The organism is Xanthomonas hydrangeae (assembly GCF_032697525.1).
GTDB classification, from domain to species: domain Bacteria; phylum Pseudomonadota; class Gammaproteobacteria; order Xanthomonadales; family Xanthomonadaceae; genus Xanthomonas; species Xanthomonas hydrangeae.
On the sequence record NZ_CP103836.1, the window covers coordinates 2,135,250 to 2,155,059 of the forward strand.

Annotated in this window: 18 protein-coding genes and 1 pseudogene; 7 read left to right on the forward strand and 12 right to left on the reverse strand. The window is 66.9% G+C overall.

Translation table 11 applies throughout. The features are described from left to right. Positions 1-67: 67 nt before the first annotated feature. Positions 68-1,692 (reverse strand): annotated as a pseudogene (locus NYR97_RS08860) (alpha/beta hydrolase). Between the two features lie 778 nt (positions 1,693-2,470). Between NYR97_RS08860 and NYR97_RS08865 the strand changes: the two are divergent. Next, complete coding sequence (locus NYR97_RS08865; protein ID WP_425613066.1) at positions 2,471-2,977, forward strand: hypothetical protein; 507 nt, start codon at positions 2,471-2,473, stop codon at positions 2,975-2,977. A 125-nt stretch (positions 2,978-3,102) separates the two neighbouring features. Here the strand turns inward: NYR97_RS08865 and NYR97_RS08870 are convergent, their stop codons facing one another. The 4 genes from NYR97_RS08870 to NYR97_RS08885 all read right to left on the reverse strand — a co-directional run bounded on the left by NYR97_RS08870 (position 3,103) and on the right by NYR97_RS08885 (position 5,215). After that, positions 3,103-3,519 (reverse strand): type II toxin-antitoxin system VapC family toxin, encoded by a 417-nt coding sequence (locus tag NYR97_RS08870; RefSeq protein ID WP_316697584.1) that lies wholly within the window; start codon positions 3,517-3,519, stop codon positions 3,103-3,105. Next, complete coding sequence (locus NYR97_RS08875; RefSeq protein ID WP_316697585.1) at positions 3,516-3,770, reverse strand: FitA-like ribbon-helix-helix domain-containing protein; 255 nt, start codon at positions 3,768-3,770, stop codon at positions 3,516-3,518. The genes NYR97_RS08870 and NYR97_RS08875 overlap by 4 nt, the downstream gene beginning before the upstream one ends. A 139-nt stretch (positions 3,771-3,909) precedes the next feature. Next, complete coding sequence (locus tag NYR97_RS08880; protein WP_316697586.1) at positions 3,910-5,022, reverse strand: type II toxin-antitoxin system RelE/ParE family toxin; 1,113 nt, start codon at positions 5,020-5,022, stop codon at positions 3,910-3,912. After that, complete coding sequence (locus NYR97_RS08885) at positions 5,009-5,215, reverse strand: hypothetical protein (protein ID WP_316697587.1); 207 nt, start codon at positions 5,213-5,215, stop codon at positions 5,009-5,011. The genes NYR97_RS08880 and NYR97_RS08885 overlap by 14 nt, the downstream gene beginning before the upstream one ends. Before the next feature lie 282 nt (positions 5,216-5,497). On the opposite strand from NYR97_RS08885, the gene NYR97_RS08890 reads away from it, so the two are divergent. Beyond that, entirely contained in the window at positions 5,498-6,034 is a 537-nt protein-coding gene (locus NYR97_RS08890; protein ID WP_316697588.1) for a CcdC protein domain-containing protein, read from the forward strand. A 42-nt stretch (positions 6,035-6,076) separates the two neighbouring features. Here the strand turns inward: NYR97_RS08890 and NYR97_RS08895 are convergent, their stop codons facing one another. Further along, a complete protein-coding gene (locus NYR97_RS08895; RefSeq protein ID WP_316697590.1) occupies positions 6,077-7,342 on the reverse strand; it encodes a phospholipase D-like domain-containing protein in 1,266 nt (421 codons plus the stop codon). A gap of 150 nt (positions 7,343-7,492) precedes the next feature. Further along, the gene (locus tag NYR97_RS08900; RefSeq protein ID WP_316697591.1) at positions 7,493-8,332 is read right to left on the reverse strand and encodes an SDR family oxidoreductase; all 840 of its coding nucleotides are present in this window, start codon (positions 8,330-8,332) and stop codon (positions 7,493-7,495) included. A 100-nt stretch (positions 8,333-8,432) separates the two neighbouring features. Between NYR97_RS08900 and NYR97_RS08905 the strand changes: the two genes are divergently transcribed. Next, positions 8,433-9,326 carry a LysR family transcriptional regulator gene (locus NYR97_RS08905; RefSeq protein WP_316697592.1) on the forward strand — a complete coding sequence of 298 codons (894 nt, stop codon included), beginning with the start codon at positions 8,433-8,435 and terminating at the stop codon, positions 9,324-9,326. A gap of 189 nt (positions 9,327-9,515) precedes the next feature. After that, a complete protein-coding gene (locus NYR97_RS08910; protein WP_104551084.1) occupies positions 9,516-10,877 on the forward strand; it encodes an MFS transporter in 1,362 nt (453 codons plus the stop codon). A 151-nt stretch (positions 10,878-11,028) separates the two neighbouring features. On the opposite strand, the gene NYR97_RS08915 is transcribed toward NYR97_RS08910, so the two are convergent. From NYR97_RS08915 to NYR97_RS08935, 5 genes are all read right to left on the reverse strand, one after another. Continuing rightward, positions 11,029-13,461, reverse strand: coding sequence for an FUSC family protein (locus NYR97_RS08915; protein ID WP_316697593.1), 2,433 nt, complete (start codon positions 13,459-13,461; stop codon positions 11,029-11,031). Beyond that, on the reverse strand, positions 13,458-14,918 hold the full coding sequence (locus NYR97_RS08920) for an efflux transporter outer membrane subunit (protein ID WP_316697594.1): 1,461 nt from the start codon (positions 14,916-14,918) through the stop codon (positions 13,458-13,460). The genes NYR97_RS08915 and NYR97_RS08920 overlap by 4 nt, the downstream gene beginning before the upstream one ends. Further along, on the reverse strand, positions 14,915-15,838 hold the full coding sequence (locus NYR97_RS08925; RefSeq protein WP_316697595.1) for an efflux RND transporter periplasmic adaptor subunit: 924 nt from the start codon (positions 15,836-15,838) through the stop codon (positions 14,915-14,917). Before NYR97_RS08925 ends, NYR97_RS08920 begins: the two co-directional genes overlap by 4 nt. Further along, positions 15,835-16,044, reverse strand: coding sequence for a DUF1656 domain-containing protein (locus tag NYR97_RS08930; protein WP_316697596.1), 210 nt, complete (start codon positions 16,042-16,044; stop codon positions 15,835-15,837). The genes NYR97_RS08925 and NYR97_RS08930 overlap by 4 nt, the downstream gene beginning before the upstream one ends. A 209-nt stretch (positions 16,045-16,253) precedes the next feature. Further along, positions 16,254-16,718, reverse strand: a complete 465-nt coding sequence (locus NYR97_RS08935; RefSeq protein ID WP_316697597.1) for a MarR family winged helix-turn-helix transcriptional regulator — start codon at positions 16,716-16,718, stop codon at positions 16,254-16,256. A 130-nt stretch (positions 16,719-16,848) separates the two neighbouring features. On the opposite strand from NYR97_RS08935, the gene folE reads away from it, so the two are divergent. The 3 genes from folE (at position 16,849) to NYR97_RS08950 (ending at position 19,788) form a co-directional block, all read left to right on the forward strand. Then, entirely contained in the window at positions 16,849-17,451 is a 603-nt protein-coding gene (gene folE, locus NYR97_RS08940) for a GTP cyclohydrolase I FolE (protein ID WP_316697598.1), read from the forward strand. Positions 17,452-17,624: 173 nt separating this feature from the next. After that, complete coding sequence (locus NYR97_RS08945; RefSeq protein ID WP_316697599.1) at positions 17,625-19,094, forward strand: DUF3375 domain-containing protein; 1,470 nt, start codon at positions 17,625-17,627, stop codon at positions 19,092-19,094. Continuing rightward, positions 19,081-19,788, forward strand: a complete 708-nt coding sequence (locus NYR97_RS08950) for a DUF4194 domain-containing protein (protein WP_316697600.1) — start codon at positions 19,081-19,083, stop codon at positions 19,786-19,788. The genes NYR97_RS08945 and NYR97_RS08950 overlap by 14 nt, the downstream gene beginning before the upstream one ends. Positions 19,789-19,810: the final 22 nt, after the last annotated feature.

A 19,810-nucleotide genomic window follows, 5' to 3' on the forward strand; every position in this document is an offset into this window, starting at 1 on the left:
GCCGCCGCGCTCTGGCGTGTGCACGGCCGGCCCGCCGATCGACGGCGCCGGCCGTGCGTGGGCGCGCTTACCGCTTCGGTCGCGCCACGGCGTACATCTCCCAGGCGATCTTCTTCATCAGCGCGTTGCTGTCCTCGTCCTCCTTGTACAGGTCGAAGTGGGTGCGGCCCTCCAGGTAGCGGAAGTCGCTTTTGGCGCCCAGGCCGTCCAGCACCGCCTGGAACCTGCGCGCCGCCCCATCCAGGTAGAACGTGTCGGCGGTGCCGACGATCAGGTGGATCTTGCCGTCCAGATCCGGCTTGAGCGTGGGCCACTGCGCGGCCACCCGTGCGGAAATGTCGTAGTGCGTGCGCCAGTAGGCCACCACGGCCGGGTCGACGGTGCCGGTGTCTCGGTCGAACATCGGCACCGGGCGGCCGTCGGGCCCGCGCGGCGAAAACACCCACTCGAAGGAGGTGAGCTGGCCGCCGTACGGGCCGAGCACGCGCTCGAGCTTGGCGAAGGTCTCCAGGTCGGCCACCACCTTGCCCTGGTCGCGGATCAGCGGGAACTGGCTGCCGTCCGGGCGGCGGTAGACGTTGGCATTGGGCGCGTACAGATCCGGCCCGGTGAAGTCGTGGAAGTCGCTCGAATCGGGCGAGGTGGACCACGTACCGCCGAACAGCTTGGGGTAGCGCGTCTGCAGCCACAGCGTGGCCCAGCCGCCGGACGAGTGCCCGTTCAAGAAGCGGCCCTTGGCGTTGCCGTCCATCTTGTACTGGCGTTCCAGCGCGGGGATCAGCTCTTCGGTCAGCGCGGTGCCCCAGGGGCCGTTGTTGACCGAGTCGGCGAACTCGTGGGTGCCGGTGGGTGTGGCCTGATCCAGGAACACCCAGATCATTGGCGGCATCTGCTTGGCCGCCATTGCGCTCCAGGTGGCGGCGATGCTGCCGGCAAAGCGGTTGTAGTTGCCGCCGAAGCCGTGGGTGACATACACGGTGGGATAGCGGGCGGCGGCCTTGGCGTCGTAGCCCGGCGGGGTGAGCACGCGGGCGCGCAACACACCGGCCGGCCCCAGAACGCGCTGAGCGCCGGGCTCACCAGCGAGGCGTCCGCGCTATGCAGCTTGGCCTCCGGGATGGCGTCGCGGATCGCCTGCGGCGCCCGCGGCGACACCTGCCAGGGGTCGTCCGACACCGGCACCTGCTTGCTGAGTCTCAGCGTGGGCAACGGCTTGCCCTTGCCCGGCGTCACCGCGGTGACCTCGCTCAACAGGTCGCCGCCATCGCGGCCGCTGTAGCCGTAGCTGTGGTCCGGATCCAGCACGGCCTGGAACAGGTACTCGCCGGCCGGCAGCGCGGAAAACCCGCTGGGGAAGGCGATGTTGTCCAGGTCGATCTCGACGCTGGCACCGGGGGCAAGCGCGGTCACCTCCTGCGCCGCCACGGCCACCGCCGTTGGGCGGAACGGGCTGACGTCCACCTCCTCTACCTTGCTGGCTTTGCCGTCCTTTCCGTCTTTGGCCGCGGCCTAGGCGTCCTTGGCCAGGGTGGCGAAGACCAGCAGGCGCCCGGACACCGGCTGATCGCTCGCCCCGTCCAGCGTGACGCGCAGCAGACGATGGGCCGCTGCCGGTGTGGCGGCGTGTGCGCAGCAGGCGCACAACAGGCCAACGGCCAGACCCAGGCGGGGGGCAAGACGATGCAGAGACATGCAGATCCTTTGGAGCGCAGGTGGATGAGGCGGGCACACACGGCCCTGAGCAGACTGTAGCCAGTTCCCGGCCGAACGCGCGCCGCCATCGCGAGGTTTGGTCAACGTATCCGACCTGACTGCTCCAGGGCTCACATCATCAACCGGACGCGACACCGACTCCGGCCGGCATCGCGAGCGGTAGCGTGAAGTTAGGCCAGCCCCAAGTAACTAAAAATTAAAGTCAGCGGTAGTTTCAACCCGATAAGTGCTCGACAGGCAGCCAATCTAATGTCGGCTTTCGATTTCGCTTGTTCCCGGTGAGGCGCGCTTGCTGCGGCAGAGTGTGTTTGGTCCCGTGGTCGATGCGCTGTGTGCGCTTGCGTTATTGCGTTTTCCATAGTTCATGTGGTCGTGCGGTCTCGACGGATGTCTGATTCGAGCAACGGGCATCGCCGTGGTTGCGTCCGAAATTCAAACTGCATCACGCAACGAAGTCGCTGAGACGATTTGCCGGGTTTGCAAGGCGTTGGTCTTCAACGATGAACACACCAGCGGCGTGGCCAGCTGGGTGGCGTAGGTGTGGTGCTGCTACACAGACGCATGTCCTCATCGAACGCAATCGATCATCTGCCGCTTGGCGTTATGCACAGGTGCCGTTGCGAATCTCCATTCAAGGCGCAAGCGGCAGCCGCGCGAACAGCCGCTGCCGCAACCTTGCATCACACACCAAGGAATGATCGAAATGAAACGTAAAACCAGCTATCGCGGTGCGCTTGCGGCGTGCGGCTTCTCACTCATGATCGGCGCGTTCTGCATGGAAGCGGCCGTTGCCGCGCCCGTCGCCAAAACGGAAAGAGTCACGCTGACGCAGGTCTTTGCCACGCTGCAGAACGGTCAGCAGGATCAGAACCCCGAAGACATCGCGGCGTGTCGCAAGCAGGTGTCGGCACCGAGTTCCAAGTATCTGGGAGTGGTGGTCACCACCAAGTATTCCATCGACGTGCAGTCCAAGATCATGTCTGCTTCCTCGTCGCTGCCCTCTCCTGTGGCCACACAGCCGCTGATGCTGACGGTGCCGCTGGCGCCGTTAGGCTTGTCCGGGGAGTATGCCTTCGGCGCGTTTCGGCCGAGCGCGCTGCCCAACACCTATGTGCTGTTCTCGGTCGGGCTGGATTTCAAGGGGCCGCAGTCGTCTGTGCTGGTTCTCAACAGCGACAAAAACTACAACTGTCTTGTGACCAGCAATCCGGCGCCGTTCAGCGGAGCAATGAGTACAACGCTGGGAAAAGACCAGGGGCGCTGATGTCTGCGACCGCCGCGTAGTCGACGAACGAGCCGAGGACATCTTCGGCTCGTTCGGCTGCTGCTTGCAAAATAGCGCTTTAGAGATCGGCGCCGAAATGGCGGCGTATCACGGCACGCAACGGATCAATTCCACGGGTTAATAACCTCCAATGCCATCGCCTCGAATGGTGCCGTGTCGCGAGTGGCAACGGCCAATCCTTGCGCGGCTGCCGTTGCGGCGATGTAGGCATCGGCACGCCCGAGTGTGAGTCCTGCGGTTCTGGCTTTCGATGCAAGCGCCGCAAATGCGTGTGATGCATCCAGATCGAATGTGAGCAGGCGCCCGTTGAACAGTGGCAATACCTCGCCTTCCAACCGACCATGCAACGTGGATCGCTTTCGGCCCTTGGGCATTACCGCAATACCGAAACGCAATTCGGCCACCGTTACGGCCGACAGGAACAGTGTCTCGACTGCCTGCGCATTGATCCAGGCGACGACCTGCGGGTTGGGCTGAGGCCGCCAAAGCTCGGAGATGACATTGGTATCGAGCAGGATCACTTCAGACCGATCGGCTTGATCGCGGCCTTGTCGCGCAGCTTGTCGAAGGCGTCGGCCTCTTTTGCTGTCAGGCCGGCGTCGCGGCCGATGTCCACCAGCAGGGAGCCGAGTCTGACCCGGTCTGCGGGTTTGGCCGCCGATTCAAGGATTGCGCGGATCTCCGCCTCGGTGCTGCGGCCGTGGCGTGCGGCCCGCGCGCGGATCGCGCGATGTACGTCGTCTGGGATATTGCGGACGGTGAAAGAAGGCATGTGGCCCTCCCGGTAACAGCAGGTTGCTTGCACTTTAGAGAAGTGCAAGCACTCAGGCAACGTCAACACGCCCGGTATCGAATGCAGTCTTATCGCATTAGCGGGTAAGTGGAATCCGGGCCCGACCCAGCCCTACCACTCACCGATACGGCCCAGGCCCGCGCCATACCGGCTCGCCCTGCTTGTAGACCTCCATCATGTTGATGACCTCGCGGGCATCGCCGATGTCTTTGAGTTCCGGCGAGTCCGGGGGCAGCAGGCGGCATTTGCTGGAGCCGCGCTTGAGCGCGACTTCCAGCGGGCAGACCATGCGGTACTGGGTGCCAGGCAGGATGATGGCCACTTCCTTCATGCCCTGGTCGCGCCAGTTGCGCAGCTGGGTTTCGCTGCGCACTTCGTAATAGACCTGGTAGCCGCCCACATCCATGCTGGGTTGGGCGTTGTTGCGGTCGCGGCGGCGGCCTTCGCTGATGGTGGGCGTGTTGGACATGCCGTCTTCGGCGGCATCGGCTTCTTCTTCGAGCATGCCCGGTGGGCGGCCGGTCCAGGTCTGGGGGCGGCGCTGCGGCGGTGACGACGGTTCTGCCGGCGGTTGCGGTGGGGTGGGGCGCTGCACCGGTTGCGCCTGGCGTTGCTCGACCAGGCCACCGCGGCGGGTGTTGCCTGCCGGCGGGACCGGGTTCCTGGCGGTCTTGACCAGGGTGGACTGCACCGGCGAGGCGGCCGGCGGCGGCTGCACGGGCGCGGGCGTTGGCGACGGCGGGGTGGGCGCTGGCGAGGGAACGGGCTGGTCGGGCGTGGAGGTGTCGCCGACGAAATCCACCTTGGTGCGGCCACCGCTGGCCGAGCCCTGCGGCGGGGTCATGGTGGGGGTGGAGGCCGACAGCAGGATCAGCAGCATCAGCACGTGCAGCAGGGCGCTGATCAGTGAGGCGATCCACGGGTCCAGGCGTTCGCCTTTCGGCTCGGTACGGGGTAGCCAGTCTTTGGCGTCGACTTGAACGTGCAGCAGCTGCAGCGCGTCGTCACGCACGCGGTAGACCAACACGTAAGGCGTTTGCTTGACCACCCATTCGCGGGTGCCGGCGACGCGGCCGGCGCGGCCGCGGCCGGGTTGCTCGGCCAGGGTGCGGGTGGCTTCCAGCACCTGACGCGCCATCGCGGCGGCGGCGGTCGGGTTGAGCGCGTGGTAGTGATCCTGGGCGTATGCAAGCTGCTTGGCGGCCGGGACGGTCCAGTCACGCCGCAACATCAACGCCCCATCTGGCGAACAGTGCGCTCACCTCTGCCGGCGAGGCAAAGGCGCCTTGATCCGCTGCGGCCATGCCGTCCAGCACGGCAGCCTCGAAGCTGGCGGTGTCCACGACGCGGACCACGTCGTCCCATCCTGCCGTCTCGGGCAACGTGTCGATCAGCGTGTGGGCTTCTTGCTTGATGGCGGACATGGCACTGCGGTGGGGGAACTCTGCCGGCAAGTCTACCCGTGCGGCTCTGGTTCGCGTGTGGCAATGGCTGGCGCGCGGGGGCGGGGCGTTCACCGGCCGTGGCAGGGAGCTGCGCCGCGCGTGGAGATCAGCGGTCGGTCGCGATCGTCGCGTGTGGCGGAGGCCGGTCGGGCAACCAGACTGCCACTGCAGAAAGTGACACTTGGCACCTTGTTCGCGTTGGCAGCTGGTTTCATTCTGCGGCGGTCACCTCACCTGCATCTCACCTGGAAAGGAATCGCCATGCCCGCTGCTGCCATCGCACCGCTGACCCCGTATCTCTCGATGGCGGCCATCGCCTTTCTCTACTACCTGCGCATCCGGCGCAGCTTCGGCCGCCAGCGCTGGAAGCCGGTCGGCTCGGCGCTGCGTGGCGTGGTGCTGGTCGTTGCCGCGGCGGCGCTGGCATACGCGGTCTATGGCTTGCCACAGGTTCGGCCAGGGATCGCCGCGGGAACGCTGGTCGGCATCGGGCTGGGCGCGGTATCGCTGCGCTACACGCATGCCGAATGGGTGGAAGGGCGCGGCTGGTATACGCCCAATCCGTGGATCGGCGGCGGCTTGACGCTGGTGCTGCTCGGGCGCCTGGCCTGGCGCTGGGCCGATGGCGCCTTCAGCGCGGGCGCGGCGGCGGCCGGCTCGCAGGCCAGCCCGTTGACGCTGGGCATTGCCGCGGCGCTGGTGCTGTATTCACTGGTGCATCTGGGCGGGCTGTGGTGGCGGCTGCGCCAGTTGCGCTTGCAGGCTGCGCCGATCACGGTGCCGCCGGCACTGTCATGAGGGTTGTGGGGCGCCGCAGCTGTTTGCGGCGTCCGCGCTGCATCACACCTGCGAGCGAAACGGGACGACCAGCTTCTCGCCCAGCTTCTGCCGCAGCGGCCGCTTGCGCCAGCGCTCCAGCGTGTACAGCTCGGCCCGTTGCAGGTCGCGCTCGAACACCTCGGTCATCTGCGCGGCCAGGTCACGGTCGTAGACATTCAGGCTGGCCTCGTCGTTGAGGCGGAACGAGCGGATGTCGAAGTTGGTGGAGCCCACCGAGACCAGCAGGCCGTCGATGATCAGCAGCTTGGTGTGCAGCATGGTGGGCAGGAACTCGTGGATGGCGATGCCGGCCTGCAGCAGCGGCTCCCAGCTGGCCTTGGAGGCCAGCCGCACCGAGATCGCATCGATATGTTTGCCGGGCAGCAGCACGCGGATGCGCACGCCGCGCGCACGCGCTTCCAGCAGCGAGCGGGTGATCAGCGCATCCGGCACGAAGTAGGCGGCGGCCAGATCGATCGACGTACGCGCCGCAGCGATGGCGATCAGATACATCAGGTGCATGCTCTCGCTGCCGCCCGCCGGCGAGGCCACGAACAGCTGCGCGTCGCTGTTGCCGGCCGGTGCCAGCTCGGGGTAGTACTCGGCGCCGTTGAGCACGCGGCCGGTGCTCTTGATCCAGTTGTCGTTGAAGGCGGCCTGCACCTGCGCCACCACCGGGCCTTCGATGCGGTAATGCGAATCGCGCCAGTGCTCCGGGTCCTGCGCATCGCCCATCCACTGGTCGGCCACGCCCACGCCACCGGTGAAGCCGATACGGCCATCGATCACCAGCAGCTTGCGATGGGTGCGGTTATTGACGCGGTGCAGGTTGTACCAGGTGAGCGGGCGGTAGCGATGCACCTCCACCCCGGCCTCGGTCATGTCATCGACCAGCGCGGCATCCATCTTCAGGCTGCCGCCCCAGTCGATGGTGACGCGCACCTTGACCCCGGCGCGCGCGCGCTCGGACAGCGCCTGGCTGAACTCGCGGCCGATCTCACCCGACCAGTAGATATAGGTTTCGAAGGTGATGGTGCGCTGTGCGCTGCGGATGGCGGCCAGCATCGCCGGGAAGATCTCGCTGCCGTTGTGCAGCACCTGGATCTTGTTGCCGGGCAGGATCGCCGGACCCAGCAACACCGACATCTCGCGCTTGAACTGCGGGTCGGACACGTCGTAGCAATGGCTGGGGATGTGCTCGAGCTTTTTCTCGGGCGTGGCGAAGTTGAGCAGCAGCAGCCCCACCACCAGCGTGGTGACGACCGTGGCCACGATGATCCATGTCATGCATCCAACCCCTGTTCCCTGCCATCGACGGCCCCAAGCGGCCGGCATTCTGGCAAGCCGGGCGGCATGGGGGCCGTGAAGGGTGGGGCGTCCAGCTGCGGATCGGCGCTGATGACGCTGCAGAAAGCGCGCGCTGCAGCGTCGTTGCCTTCATCCGGCGGCAGCCGGGCTGTCGGTGGAAAACGCAATGTCGCGCTGATCTTCGAGCGCCGCCAGCCGCGTGGTCAACGCCTCGCGGATTGCGTGGTACGCCGCCCCGCCCATGACCAAGCGAAAGGGCGGGGGGGATGACTCGGTGCAGGCGATCATTGCCGCGACCATGCGCTCCGGGTCGCCGACGATGACCCAGCTGCCGTCGTCCAGCGCGCGGCTGAGTGCGTCGACCGGTGTGCCGAGGTAGTCGGACGGGATGTCGGTCCTGACCAGCGAAGCGCCGAAGTTGGTGCGTGCCGGGCCGGGTTCGGCCAGGGTGAAGTGGATGCCGAAGCCGGCCACTTCCTGCGCGGTGGCTTCGACGAAGCCTTCGATGCCCCATTTGCTGGCGTGATACAGGCTGAAGCCGGGATAGGCGATCTGGCCGCCTTCGGACGACACCTGCACCACGTGCCCGCCACCTTGACGACGCAAGTGCGGCAGCGCGGCCTGGATCAGCGTGATGGAGCCGATGAGGTTGGTGTCGATGAGGTCGCGCACCTGCGCGTCGGTGGCGGCCTCAGCGGCACCGAGCGTGCCGTAGCCGGCGTTGCTGACCAGCACATCGATCCTGCCCAGGGTCTGGAAGGCCCGGGTGACGACCTCGTGCACCGCTGCGCTGTCGCGTAGATCCAGCTGCAAGACGGTCAATGCGTCGCCGTGCGCGGCCTGCAGATCGGCAAGCGCCTCTACGCGGCGCACCGTGGCCGCGACACGATCGCCGCGTGCCAGCAATGTTTCGACCAGGCCGCGGCCGAAGCCGGAAGATGCGCCTGTGATAAGCCAGGTCCTGGACATGGGCGTTGCCTTTGCTTGGGGAAGGAACACCACCCTAGACGCGGGGAATTAATGGGTCTATGCCATAGAATTCGAATGCGTTGATGTGCTTTGACCACTAATGCCCAAGCCCACCTTCAATGACCTGGCCGCGTTCACCAGCGTCGCGGTGCATCGCAGCTTTCGGCGTGCGGCGACCGAGCTGGGGCTGGCGCCGTCCTCGCTCAGCCATCTGATCAGCGCGCTGGAACGCAACCTTGGTGTGCGTCTGCTGCATCGAACCACGCGCAGCGTGTCGCTGACCGAAGCAGGCGAACGGCTCTACGCCAAGTTGGTGCCGGCGTTGCAGGACGTCGAACAGGCGCTGGGCGAACTGGATGCCTTCCGGAGCGGGCCCACCGGTACGGTGCGCATCAATGCACCCGAAGTGGTGGTGCGGCTGTTGTTGCAGCAGGTGGTGCCGCAGGTGCTGGCGCGGTATCCGGCGCTGTCAGTGGACCTGGTGAGCGAAGGGCGGCTGGTGGACATCGTGGCGGCCGGCTTCGATGCCGGCATTCGTCTGAGCGAGTCGGTGCCGCAGGACATGATTGCGGTGCCGTTCGGCGGGCAGACGCGTTTCATCGCGGTGGCCGCACCTGCATATCTGCAGCGCGCCGGCAGCCCGGACACGCCGGACGATCTGCAGCGTCATGCGTGCATCCGTCATCGCATGCCCAGCGGCAGGCTGTATCGCTGGGAGTTCGAGCGGCGCGGTCAGGAGGTGGCGATCGATGTGCCGGGACGGCTGACGCTGGATCAGATCCTGATGATGAGCGAGGCTGCCGAAGCGGGCCTTGGCATCGCCTATGTGCCCGAGCACGCGGCGATGGCTGCACTGGCGCGCGGCACGCTGGTGCGCGTGCTGGAGCAGTGGTGTCCGGCCATTCCGGGACTGGTGCTGTATTACCCGGGACATCGCCAGATTCCACCCGGGCTGCGCGCATTTATCGAGACGCTCAAGCAGGTGTTGCCGTAGCCGTCGATCGGCATCCAGGGCGGTCACGCCCATGATGGGCCGCAGGCGTCGCGGCCGATTCCGAAAGCGGGCTGAAGCGGTTGCCGGTGATGCCTGTTGCGCGGCGTGTATATGCGCCGAAATGCTTACATGCGTCACACAAGCACGCACCTATACTGCCGGGTGTCCCACCTACAAGGTTCCGATTGCATGAGCGCACCCCCAACGTCCCCGATTGCCGCCGGTTCTGGCGCAGCCCCCGGTAGCCTTCGCCGTTCGGTGTCCAACACGCTCAAGGGCTCGGCCGGCAATCTGGTCGAGTGGTACGACGTCTACGTCTACTCGGTGTTTGCGGTCTATTTCGAATCGCAGTTCTTCTCCAAGGAAGACAAGAACGCCACGATGTTCGTGTGGGCGATCTTTGCGATGACCTTCCTGATGCGCCCGATCGGTGCGTGGTACTTCGGCCGCTTCGCCGACCGCTACGGCCGCCGCCTGGCGTTGACCATCTCGGTGTCGATGATGGCGCTGTGCTCGTTCGTCATCGCGATCACCCCGACGGTCTCCACGATCGGCATCGCCGCGCCGATCATCCTGTTGCTGGCGCGCCTGCTGCAGGGCTTTGCGACCGGAGGCGAGTACGGCACCAGTGCGACCTACATGTCCGAGGCGGCGATTCCCGGCCGGCGCGGGTTCCTGTCCTCGTTCCATTACGTCACGTTGGTTGGCGGGCACGTGCTGGCGCAGACCACGCTGCTGGTGATGCTGCATTTCTTCGATGCGCCTCAGGTGTCCGAGTGGGGCTGGCGCGTGGCATTCGGCCTGGGCGGTATCGGCGCGTTGGTGGTGTTCTGGCTGCGCCAGACCATGGACGAGTCGCTGAGCTCCGAATCCATTGCCGATTCGCGCACCGGCAAGGCCAAGGCGTCGGGCTCGATGCGCGAGCTGTTCGTCAATCAGTGGCGTCCGCTGCTGCTGTGCTTCCTGATCACTGCCGGCGGCACGATCGCGTTCTACACCTACTCGGTCACCGGCCCGAAGATGATCCAGACCGCGTTCGCCGGCGGCGACGTGATGGCCGGCACCATCATCAACCTGGTCGCGCTGACTGTGCTGATGCTGATGCAGCCCATTGGCGGTTGGCTGTCCGACATCGTCGGGCGCAAGAGCCTGCTGGTGTTCTTCGGCATCGGCGGGGTGCTCTACACCTGGTTCCTGGTGATGGAGCTGCCCAAGCAAACCGACTGGCTGACCGCATTCGCCATCCTCACCGTGGGCTTTGTGATCCTGACCGGCTACACCTCGATCAATGCGGTGGTGAAGGCCGAACTGTTCCCCACCCATGTGCGCGCGCTGGGCGTGGGCCTGGGCTATGCGTTGGCGAACTCCGCGTTCGGTGGCACTGCGCCGTTGCTGTATCAGGCCTCGTTGAAGACCGGCCACGTGAGCGAGTTCGTGATCTACGCGACGGCGGTGATTGCGGTGTCGTTGGTGGTCTACATGTTCTTCCTGACCAACAAGGGCAGCAACTGGCTGGACGACGAAGCGGCGATGCATCAGCGCAAGCGCTGATGCTCTGCCCTTCTCCCGTCGGGAGTTGAGCGTCCTTCTCCCTGCTGGAGTTGATCTTCCTTCTCCCTGCGGGAGAAGGTGCCCGAAGGGCGGATGAGGGTACGTGCGAAGCCACATGCGCTTGAACAACGCTAGGGCTTCGCACGTACCCTCACCCCAACCCCTCTCCCGCAGGGAGAGGGGCCAAGGGCGGCTGAGTGCCTGCGTTTCCATGGGTGTGCGACACCATCTCAGCAAACAAGCTGTAACGCAGCCCGATCAACCCCAATAGCGCCTCATCGCGATGCGCACCCGCGGGCACCTTGCCGACGCGCGCCAGCGACGCATCCAGCCGCGTACGCAAGGCATCCGACGCAGGCACCGGACGTTTGTACGCGATCTGTTGCCGGTAGTACGCGGCAACATCGGCCAGGATCGCGTTCACCGCATCAACGCTCGGCTGTGGCAAACCATGCCGCGCACCGCGCAGCTGCAGGATGTTCAAGCCCACGCGCACTTCGTTGAGCATATCCACCGAGGCCAGATCGCTGCCTTCCGGGGTCAATGCCAGCCGGGGCGCGAGCAGGCCAAGCAGATCCAGCATGCGCGCGGCAAAGTGTTGCCGGTCCTGCGCGCCGCGGCCCTCGGCGGCATCGGCCAGCGTGCGCCAGCCCTGGCGCACCAGCCGGCGCGCGCTCCATTCGGCACCCACCGAGCGGAACAAGCGCGTCAGTACCACGGCAAATCCAATGCCCAGGACCATCGCCACCGCCGCGTTGACGAAGCTCTGGATGTTGGCGTTGTAGGTGTTCTGCAGGCTCAGCAGCGCGGTGAGGTTCACTACCAGCGGCAGCGCGATCAGCATGGTCTTGGGGCGATGCAGCAATGCACCGATCGGCAGGAACACCGCCGCCAGCACCAGGACCAGCATCGGGAAATCGTGGATGGCCGGGAAGATACCGAACAGATAGATACCGGCGACCACGCTGGCCACCACAGCCCAGGCCAGGAACGAGAGCATGCTCGGCGCAGGGTCGTCCTGCGCGGCGAAGAACGCGGCGGTCACCGCGGCCATCATCGCGCCGTTGCCGCCGCCTTCCCAACCGATGCCGATCCACAGCACGCAGTACGCCATCAGCGCGAAGCCCGCGCTCAATGCGGAAAACGCAGCCATGCCGAAATCGATATGGCGTGCGGTGCTGGCAGGTGCCGGTGCATCGGTTGTGTCGCGCGGTGACCCGGTAAGTCGCTGCAATAGCGAGGAGCGCTGACGTGCCTGTGCAGTGGGCTCAAGCAATGCAGCATCAGCCCGCTCTGGTGGAACTGCCGTTGCAGCATCGCGTCGCGACCAGCCCAGGTGCCGCAGCAACGAAGACTGCATGTGCGAACGCGCAGCGGGATCGCTCTGCGCAGCCTGAGCCCGTTCGGTTGATTCAGTCGTTACAGCATCGCGTCGCGACCAGCCCAGAATCTTCAGCAACGAAGACCGCGTGCGAGAACGCACAGGGGGATCGCTTTGCGCAGTGTTACCCCGGTTGAATGATTCCGCCGTTGCAGGTTGTCTCGCCGCACCCGGCAGTGCACGCAACACAGGAGTCGCGGTGCCCTGTACCAACGCCTGCTGCAGCGCGCGGCAGTCCTGCCACAGGTCGAGCAGCTCTTCCAGCCGCAACAGCAAGCTCGCCAGCAGCAGATGTTCGATGTCCTGATCCACCACCGGGTGGTGCGCGGCGATACGTGCGCGTAATGCGGCAACATCATCTTCGTTGTGCGCTTGGTCACCCTGATCCACCCAGGCAGCGACGTCGTCCAGCAGCGCAGCGATATCGGGCGACAACGCAGACCCGTCGCACTGCACCGCATCCAGGCGGTCGGCGATCGACGACAGCACCGGCAGCAACAGCAGCATGCGTGCGCGCAAATGTTCCAGCGTGGGCGCGGCATCGGCATGGCGTGGGTCGTCGTGGCGGACGAAGGCGATCAAGGCCTCGAACTGCACCAGGTCTGCCGCCAGGCGATTGCGCGGCGCCTGTGATGGGCCGCGCTGCAGCACGTGCCGGCACCATTGCGCGGCGTCCTGCATCCAGTTGCCGATGCGCGCGGTGAGCATCGGTCGCACCGAGGCGGGAAACACCAGCGCGGCGAACAGCACCGCCATCACCGTGCCCAGGATGATCTCCTCGCTGCGCGCCACCACGGTGTCGAAGATGCCCTCCGGTGCGGTCACCGCAGGGAAGCCGATGAACGCGGTGGTGTAGCCGGCCAGCAGGAACGCATAGCCGCGCGGGCCGCGATTGAGCAGCGCCAGGAACAGGCAGGCCGACAGCCACAGCGCCATCGCCGCGCTGAGCAGCAGTGGCGTCTCCACCAGGTTCGGCAGCATCACCAGGGTGGCCACGCCGGCCAGCAAGGTGCCGAGCACGCGGTACACGCCCTTGGCGCGGGTGGGGCCGAGCAGCGGCTGGGAGACGATGTAGACCGTGGCCATCGCCCAGTACGGCCGCGACAGGTTGCCGGCCAGCCCCACGTACAACGCCGCGATCGAGGCGGCGAAGGTCTTGGCCGAAAACAGCCAGGCCTGGCGATCGCGCAGCAGCGCGCTCATCGCGCAGCCGTGGCGTCGGTGCGGCCGGCGGCCGCTTCCCAGCCGCCGCCCAATGCCAGGAACAGCTGCAGTTGATCCTGCGAGACCTGCGCCTGCGCATTGGCCAGCGTCATGTCGGCAGTGGCCAGCGTGCGCTCGGCATCCAGGCTGGACAGATACGGCGTGCGCCCGCCTTGATACAGGCGCCGGTTCTGCGCCGACGCCAGCTCGGCCTGTTGCTGCGCCTGTTCCAGCAGGTGCAGGCGGTCCAGATCCTGCGCATAGCGCGACAAGCTGGTCTGCACCTCGCGCAGCGCCTGCAGCACGGTGTTATCGAACTGCGCCAGCGCCGCGTCGGCGCCGGCCTCGGTGGCGCGGATGCGAGCTCGCGCACCGCTGGACGGCAGCGTCCAGGAAATCAGCGGGCCAAATGACCAGGCATGTGTGGCCGGCTCGCCGAAGTCGGCCAGCAGGCCGGTGGCGCCAATCGAGCCGCCCAGCCGGATATCCGGATACAGCTCGGCGGTGGCCACGCCGATGCGCGCAGTGGCCGCCGCCAGCCGGCGCTCGGCCTGGCGCACGTCCGGGCGACGCGCCAGCAGCGCGCGGCCGTCGCCAATCGGAATCGGTTGCTGCAAGGCCGGCGCATGCGCACAGCTGTCCACGCCGGCCGGCACCTCGCCAGGCGTCTTGCCGAGCAGCGCGGCCAGTTGATACCCGGCGGCCTGGCGCCGTGCACGCAGCGGTGGCAGCGCCGCTTCCAGCATCGCCACCTGTGCGGTGGCGCGGGCCAGATCGGGCGGGGTGCCACGGCCGGCAGCGATCAGGCGTTGGGTGATGTCGCGGCTGCGCTGCTGCAACTGCAGCGAATGCTCGGCCACGTGCAGCTCATGGTTGGCGTGGCAGATCTCCACATAACTGCCGGCGACCTGCGCGGCCACGTTGACGCGCGCCAGATCGATCGCGGCCTGGGCGACCTGCGTATCGGCCTGCGCGGCCTCGGCGCCGCGTTGCAGCTTGCCGAACAGGTCGAACTGATACGACACCCCGAACTTGCCATCGGCCAGGTTGAACACCGGCAGCTTTTCCTGCTGCAGGAAGGCCTCGGCCGAGACCTGCGCGCGGCTGACGCCGGCGTCCACTTCGTAATCGAAGCCGCCCGCGTCCAGCGCCTGTTCGTAGACCGCGGCGGCGCGGCGCAGGTTGGCACCGGCCACCTTCAACTCGACGTTGTCGCGCAAGGCCTGTTCGACCAGGCGGTCCAGCATCGGGTCCTGATACAGCGCCCACCAGCGTGCCGGCAGCGGCGCGCCGGCCTGCACCTGGGTGTTGCCGGTGTCGATGAACGCGGCGTTGGCGGCCGGGCGCTGGTAGGCCGAATCGTCCGGCACGGCGTAGTTCGGGCCGACCGTGGTGCAGGCACTCAATGCGGCCAGCAGCGTGGCCAGTCCCAGGAGACGTAATACGGGGCGGTTCATGGCGCGGCCTTGGCCTGCACGCGGGCAGGCGCGCTGGTGGCAGCATTGCGCCCGGCGTCCGGCAGGATGCTCACGGTGGCGGTGCGCCCGGCGATCAGCTGCACCTGCGCCGGCACCTGATCCAGCACGATGCGTACCGGGATGCGCTGCGCCAGCCGCACCCAGTCGAACGCCGGGGTGACGTTGGGCAACGCGCCAGCGCTGCCACTGCGGTAACGGTCCTCGATCCCGGCGGCGATGCTCTGCACATGCCCGTGCAAGGTGGCCGGCTCGCCCATCAGGTGCACGTCCACGCGCTGGCCGGCATGCACGCCCTGCAGGCGGGTCTCTTCGAAATAGCCATCGACGCGGAACGAGCCGGTATCCAGCACCGCCACCACCGGGCGCCCGGCACTGACGTAATCGCCCACGCGCACCGTGCGGTCGCTGATGTGGCCGTCGGCCGGGCTGCGCACCTGGGTGCGCTCCAGATTGAGCTGGGCCAGGTCCACCGCCGCTTGCGCAGTGGCCACCGCCGCCTGCGCCTTTTGCACATTGGAGCGGCGCACCTCGGCATCCTCGGCGGCGACCAGGTCCTGCAGGCTGCGGTCGCGCGCGATCTCGCGGCGCAGCTGGCTCAGCGTGGCCTGGCGCTCGGCCAGCGCGGCGCGCGCCTGTTCCAGCGCGATCGCGTAGCGTGCGCGGTCCACCACGAACAGCAGCTGGCCGCGCGTCACCGCCTGGTTGTCGGCCACCGCCACCGATTCCACCAGCCCGGACACATCCGGTGCCACCTGCACCACATCGGCGCCCACGTGCGCATCGCGCGTCCACGGCGCTTGCATGTAATAACGCCACAGGTGCTGCAGCACCACGGCCGCCACCACCACCATTGCCAGGGTCAACAGCGCCGGCCCCGCGTTCTTGATCAGCTTTTTCACGATTGCATCCAACGGGTAATGAAAAACAGGCCGCCCAGCAGCGCGATGTACAGCGCCAGGTTGAACAGCGCCGGGTGCCAGATGTGGCGGTACGCACCGGCCCGGGTCAGCAGCGCGCCGATGGCGCTGTTGAGCAGATAGGCCAGCGTCATCAACGCCAGCAAGGTGGGAACGAACACACCGTAGAGACTGAATTCGCCGTACATCGGGACGTCCTGCAATAGCTAAAGAAAAAAACCACCACTGGGCAGCGCAGGTGCGCCGCCTTGCACGCTCACCGCGCATGGCGACCAACAGACCTGCTGCGTGGCCGCCAGGCCGGCTGGCCGGCGCGGCCAATGGGGAAGCGGCACGTACCGCGCACGGGAAGGTGCCTCCGCGCGCCCGCTTGCCGCGTTCCGTCTGCCGCGTTCCGTCAGCCGCTCGGGTCGGACTGGCCCAGCCGCGCATGCGCCTGCGCGATCTGCTCCCACAAGGTCAGCACCACCTGCACCTGCGCCTCGCTGAGCGCGCCGAACACTTCTGCGCGCAGCGCATCCAGGCGGATCTCGATGCGCCCGACCAGCGCCTGGCCTGCGTCGGTGAGCCACAGCTGGTTGGCGCGGCGGTCGCTGCTGTCGGCCTGCCGGCGCACCAGCGCCTGCGCGCACAGCTTGTCCAGCAGCCGCACCAGCGAGGGGCCTTCCATGCCCAGTTGCTGGGCCAGCGCCACCTGGCGGATACCGCCGCCGGAGCGGCCGATCATCAGCAACGGCCCGGTGCAGGCGCTGGACAGCCCGAAGTCGGCAAATGCCTGGTCGGCCAGCCGCTGCCATTGGCGGGCGGCGACCAGCAGGCCGGAGCTGAGCTGGGCACGGGGGGAGAGAACACTGTTCGTCATAATAGATAGGATGCTATCAATTCAACAATGAATCAATAGTCACTGAATCCGGGCAAGCCGGCGCAACCGCCACTGGGGCGGCCGGCCCGTCCTCGGGTACCATGCTCGCCCCCTTTGGGTGCACCTGCGCATGAGCCAGTCCGACCAGCCCGATTCCCCCGTCACCCAGGCCCAGGCCGAAGATGCCGTGCGCACCCTGCTGCGCTGGGCCGGCGAAGACCCGGCCCGCGAAGGCCTGCTGGATACCCCGCGCCGGGTCGCCGAAGCCTATGGCGACTGGTTCAGCGGGTACCGCGAGGAACCGCGCGAGTACCTGGAACGCACCTTCGAAGAGGTGGCCGGCTACGACGAGCTGATCGTGCTGCGCGACATCTCCTACGAAAGCCATTGCGAGCACCACATGGCGCCGATCATCGGCAAGGTGCACGTGGGCTATCTGCCGCGCGGCAAGGTGGTGGGCATCAGCAAGCTGGCGCGCGTGGTGGAAAGCTATGCGCGGCGCTTCCAGGTGCAGGAAAAGATGACCGCGCAGATCGCCCAGTGCATCCAGGAGGTGCTGCAACCGCGCGGTGTCGGCGTGGTAGTGGAAGGCGCGCATGAGTGCATGACCACCCGCGGCATCCACAAGCGCGGCGTCAGCATGGTGACCTCCAAGATGCTGGGCAGCTTCCGCGAAGACGCGCGTACCCGCGCCGAATTCCTGCAGTTCATCGAAGTGGGCGGCAAGCGTTGAGCTATGCCTTGCTGGCGCGCGCAGCGCGCTAACGTGCGAGCAGTCCATCCGGAGCTGGGAGACCGCATGACCATCGCATCCATCGGCCCGGCGGAGGTATTGCGCAAGCGGCCACGCTGTCGCCGGCGATACACCGGCCGGCCGGCGCAACACCCGAGCCACGGTAAGCCCGCATGAAGGTCCGTGCCCGTATCGCGCGCTACCGCAGCCTGCGCGAAGACCCGTTGTGGAAACTGTTGGCCGCCGATCATGCACCGGAAGTGATCGGTCTGTTGCAGGCCGTGCTGCTGGAGGGAGAGCGTCTGTTGCCCGCAGCAGTGCTGCACGAGCGTCTGCAACGCCTGCTCGACGACATCAACGCCGAGCATCTGGCGCGCGATCTGCCGCGCACCGCGCAGGCGTATGTCGCCGACTGGCTGGCGCAGGGCTGGCTGGAGCGGCGCCTGCCCGAGGGTGCGCAGCAGGAGGAATACGAGCTATCGACCCAGGCCGCACAGGCGATCCGTTTTGTCGACGGCTTAGAACACAGCCGCGGCGCGGCCACCGAAAGCCGGCTGGCGCTGGTGATGCAGCAACTTGCCCAGCTTGCAGCGTTGACCGAGACCAACCCGGATGCACGGCTGTCGGCACTGCGCGATGAGCGCGATCGCATCGATGCCGAAATCGCGCGGGTGTCGGCCGGCAAGGTCGCCTCGCTGGATGGCAAGCGCGCGCTTGAGCGCACCCGCCAGGTCATCGCGCTGGCCGACGAGCTGACCGAAGACTTCCGCCGCGTACGCGACGATTTCGAACAGCTCAATCGGCAATTCCGCGAACGCATCATCGATGACGAAGGCGAGCGTGGCGAGGTCCTGACCCGGCTGTTCGAAGGCGTGGATGTCATCGGCGACAGCGAAGCCGGGCGCAGCTTTCAGGCGTTCTGGGCGCTGCTCAACGATGCCGAACAAAGCGCGCAACTGGATGCGGCACTGGAAACAGTGCTGGCACGCGCGTTCGCGCGCAAGCTCGATCGCCGCGAACGCAGTTTCCTGCGTGGGCTCACCGGCACCATGCTCGAACGCGGCGGCCAGGTGCACGATGTGATGCAGCATTTCGCGCGCAGCCTGCGCGGCTTCGTGCAAAGCCGTGGCTATCTGGAACAGCGCCGGCTCAACCGCTTGCTCAAACAGGCGCAGGCCGAAGCGCTGAGCCTGCGCGAGCACATTCCGGCCCAGCGCCTGATCGGCCGCAGTCTGATGCTGACCACCAGCCGATTACGGTCGCTGTCGCAATGGCGGTTGCACGACCCGCGCCAGCAACAGGTCGATGGCCGCATCCAGCGCAACGAGGCGGCCGCCATCTCGCTGGACAGCGTGGGCGATCTGGTCGCGCAATCGGAGATCGATTTCCGTAGCCTGCGCCGTGATCTGTTCGAGCTGCTGGACACCCAGCCGCAGCTGTCCATCGCGCAGGCGCTCACGCAACGCCAGGCCACCCAGGGCCTGGGCAGCGTCATCGGCTATCTGTCGCTGGGCACGCGCCACGGCGTGGTCAGCGGCGACCAATTCGAGCTGGCGCAATGGCGCGGCAGCGACGGCCAGTGGCGTCGCGCGCGCATACCGCTGATCTGGTTCACCCAGGAGAAACGCCATGAACTGGCATGAGCACGATCCCCGGTCCGAGATCGATTCCGAGCTCGCCCACGACGATGCCGACGGTCAGAATGCAGCCGTCGCCACCACTTGGCTGTTCGCAGGCGACACCGGGCAGTTGCCGGTGGAGGCGCGTCGCGCGCTGTGTCAGTTGCTCAGCGGCCCCAGCGTAGACGCGCAGCGGCATAGCCGCCTGTGGCCGGCCTTGCTGCGCAGCGAGGCCGGCATCCGCAGCGCCCTGGCCGAGGTCTTTCTGGAGTTGGTGCTCGATCGCGAGGCCGGCATCGCCTTCACTCGCCAGGCCGAGACCGGCGAGCTGGAAGCGCCGGTGCTGCTGCGCTCGGCGCCGCTGACCTTCATCGACTCGGTGTTGCTGCTGCACCTGCGCCAGCAACTGGCCGAAGCCGATGCGCGCGGTGTGCGGGCGGTGGTGGAGGAAGCGGCCTTGGGCGAGGCGCTGGCCGTGTATGAAAAAAATCTCTCCACCGATCGCGCCGGTTTCCTGCGCCGGGTGGCAACGGCGGTGCAGAAGATGAAGGACAACCATGTGCTGACCCGTCTGCGCGGCGAAGACGCGCGCTATGAAATCTCGCCAGCGCTCAAACTGCTGTTCTCGGCCGAAGATGTGGCCGCGCTGGGGCAGGTCTATCGTCAGTTGCGCGACGGCCCGGCCGGCGGCGAGGACGAGGTCGACCCGCACGCCTAGCACCGCCCACGCACCACCCGCT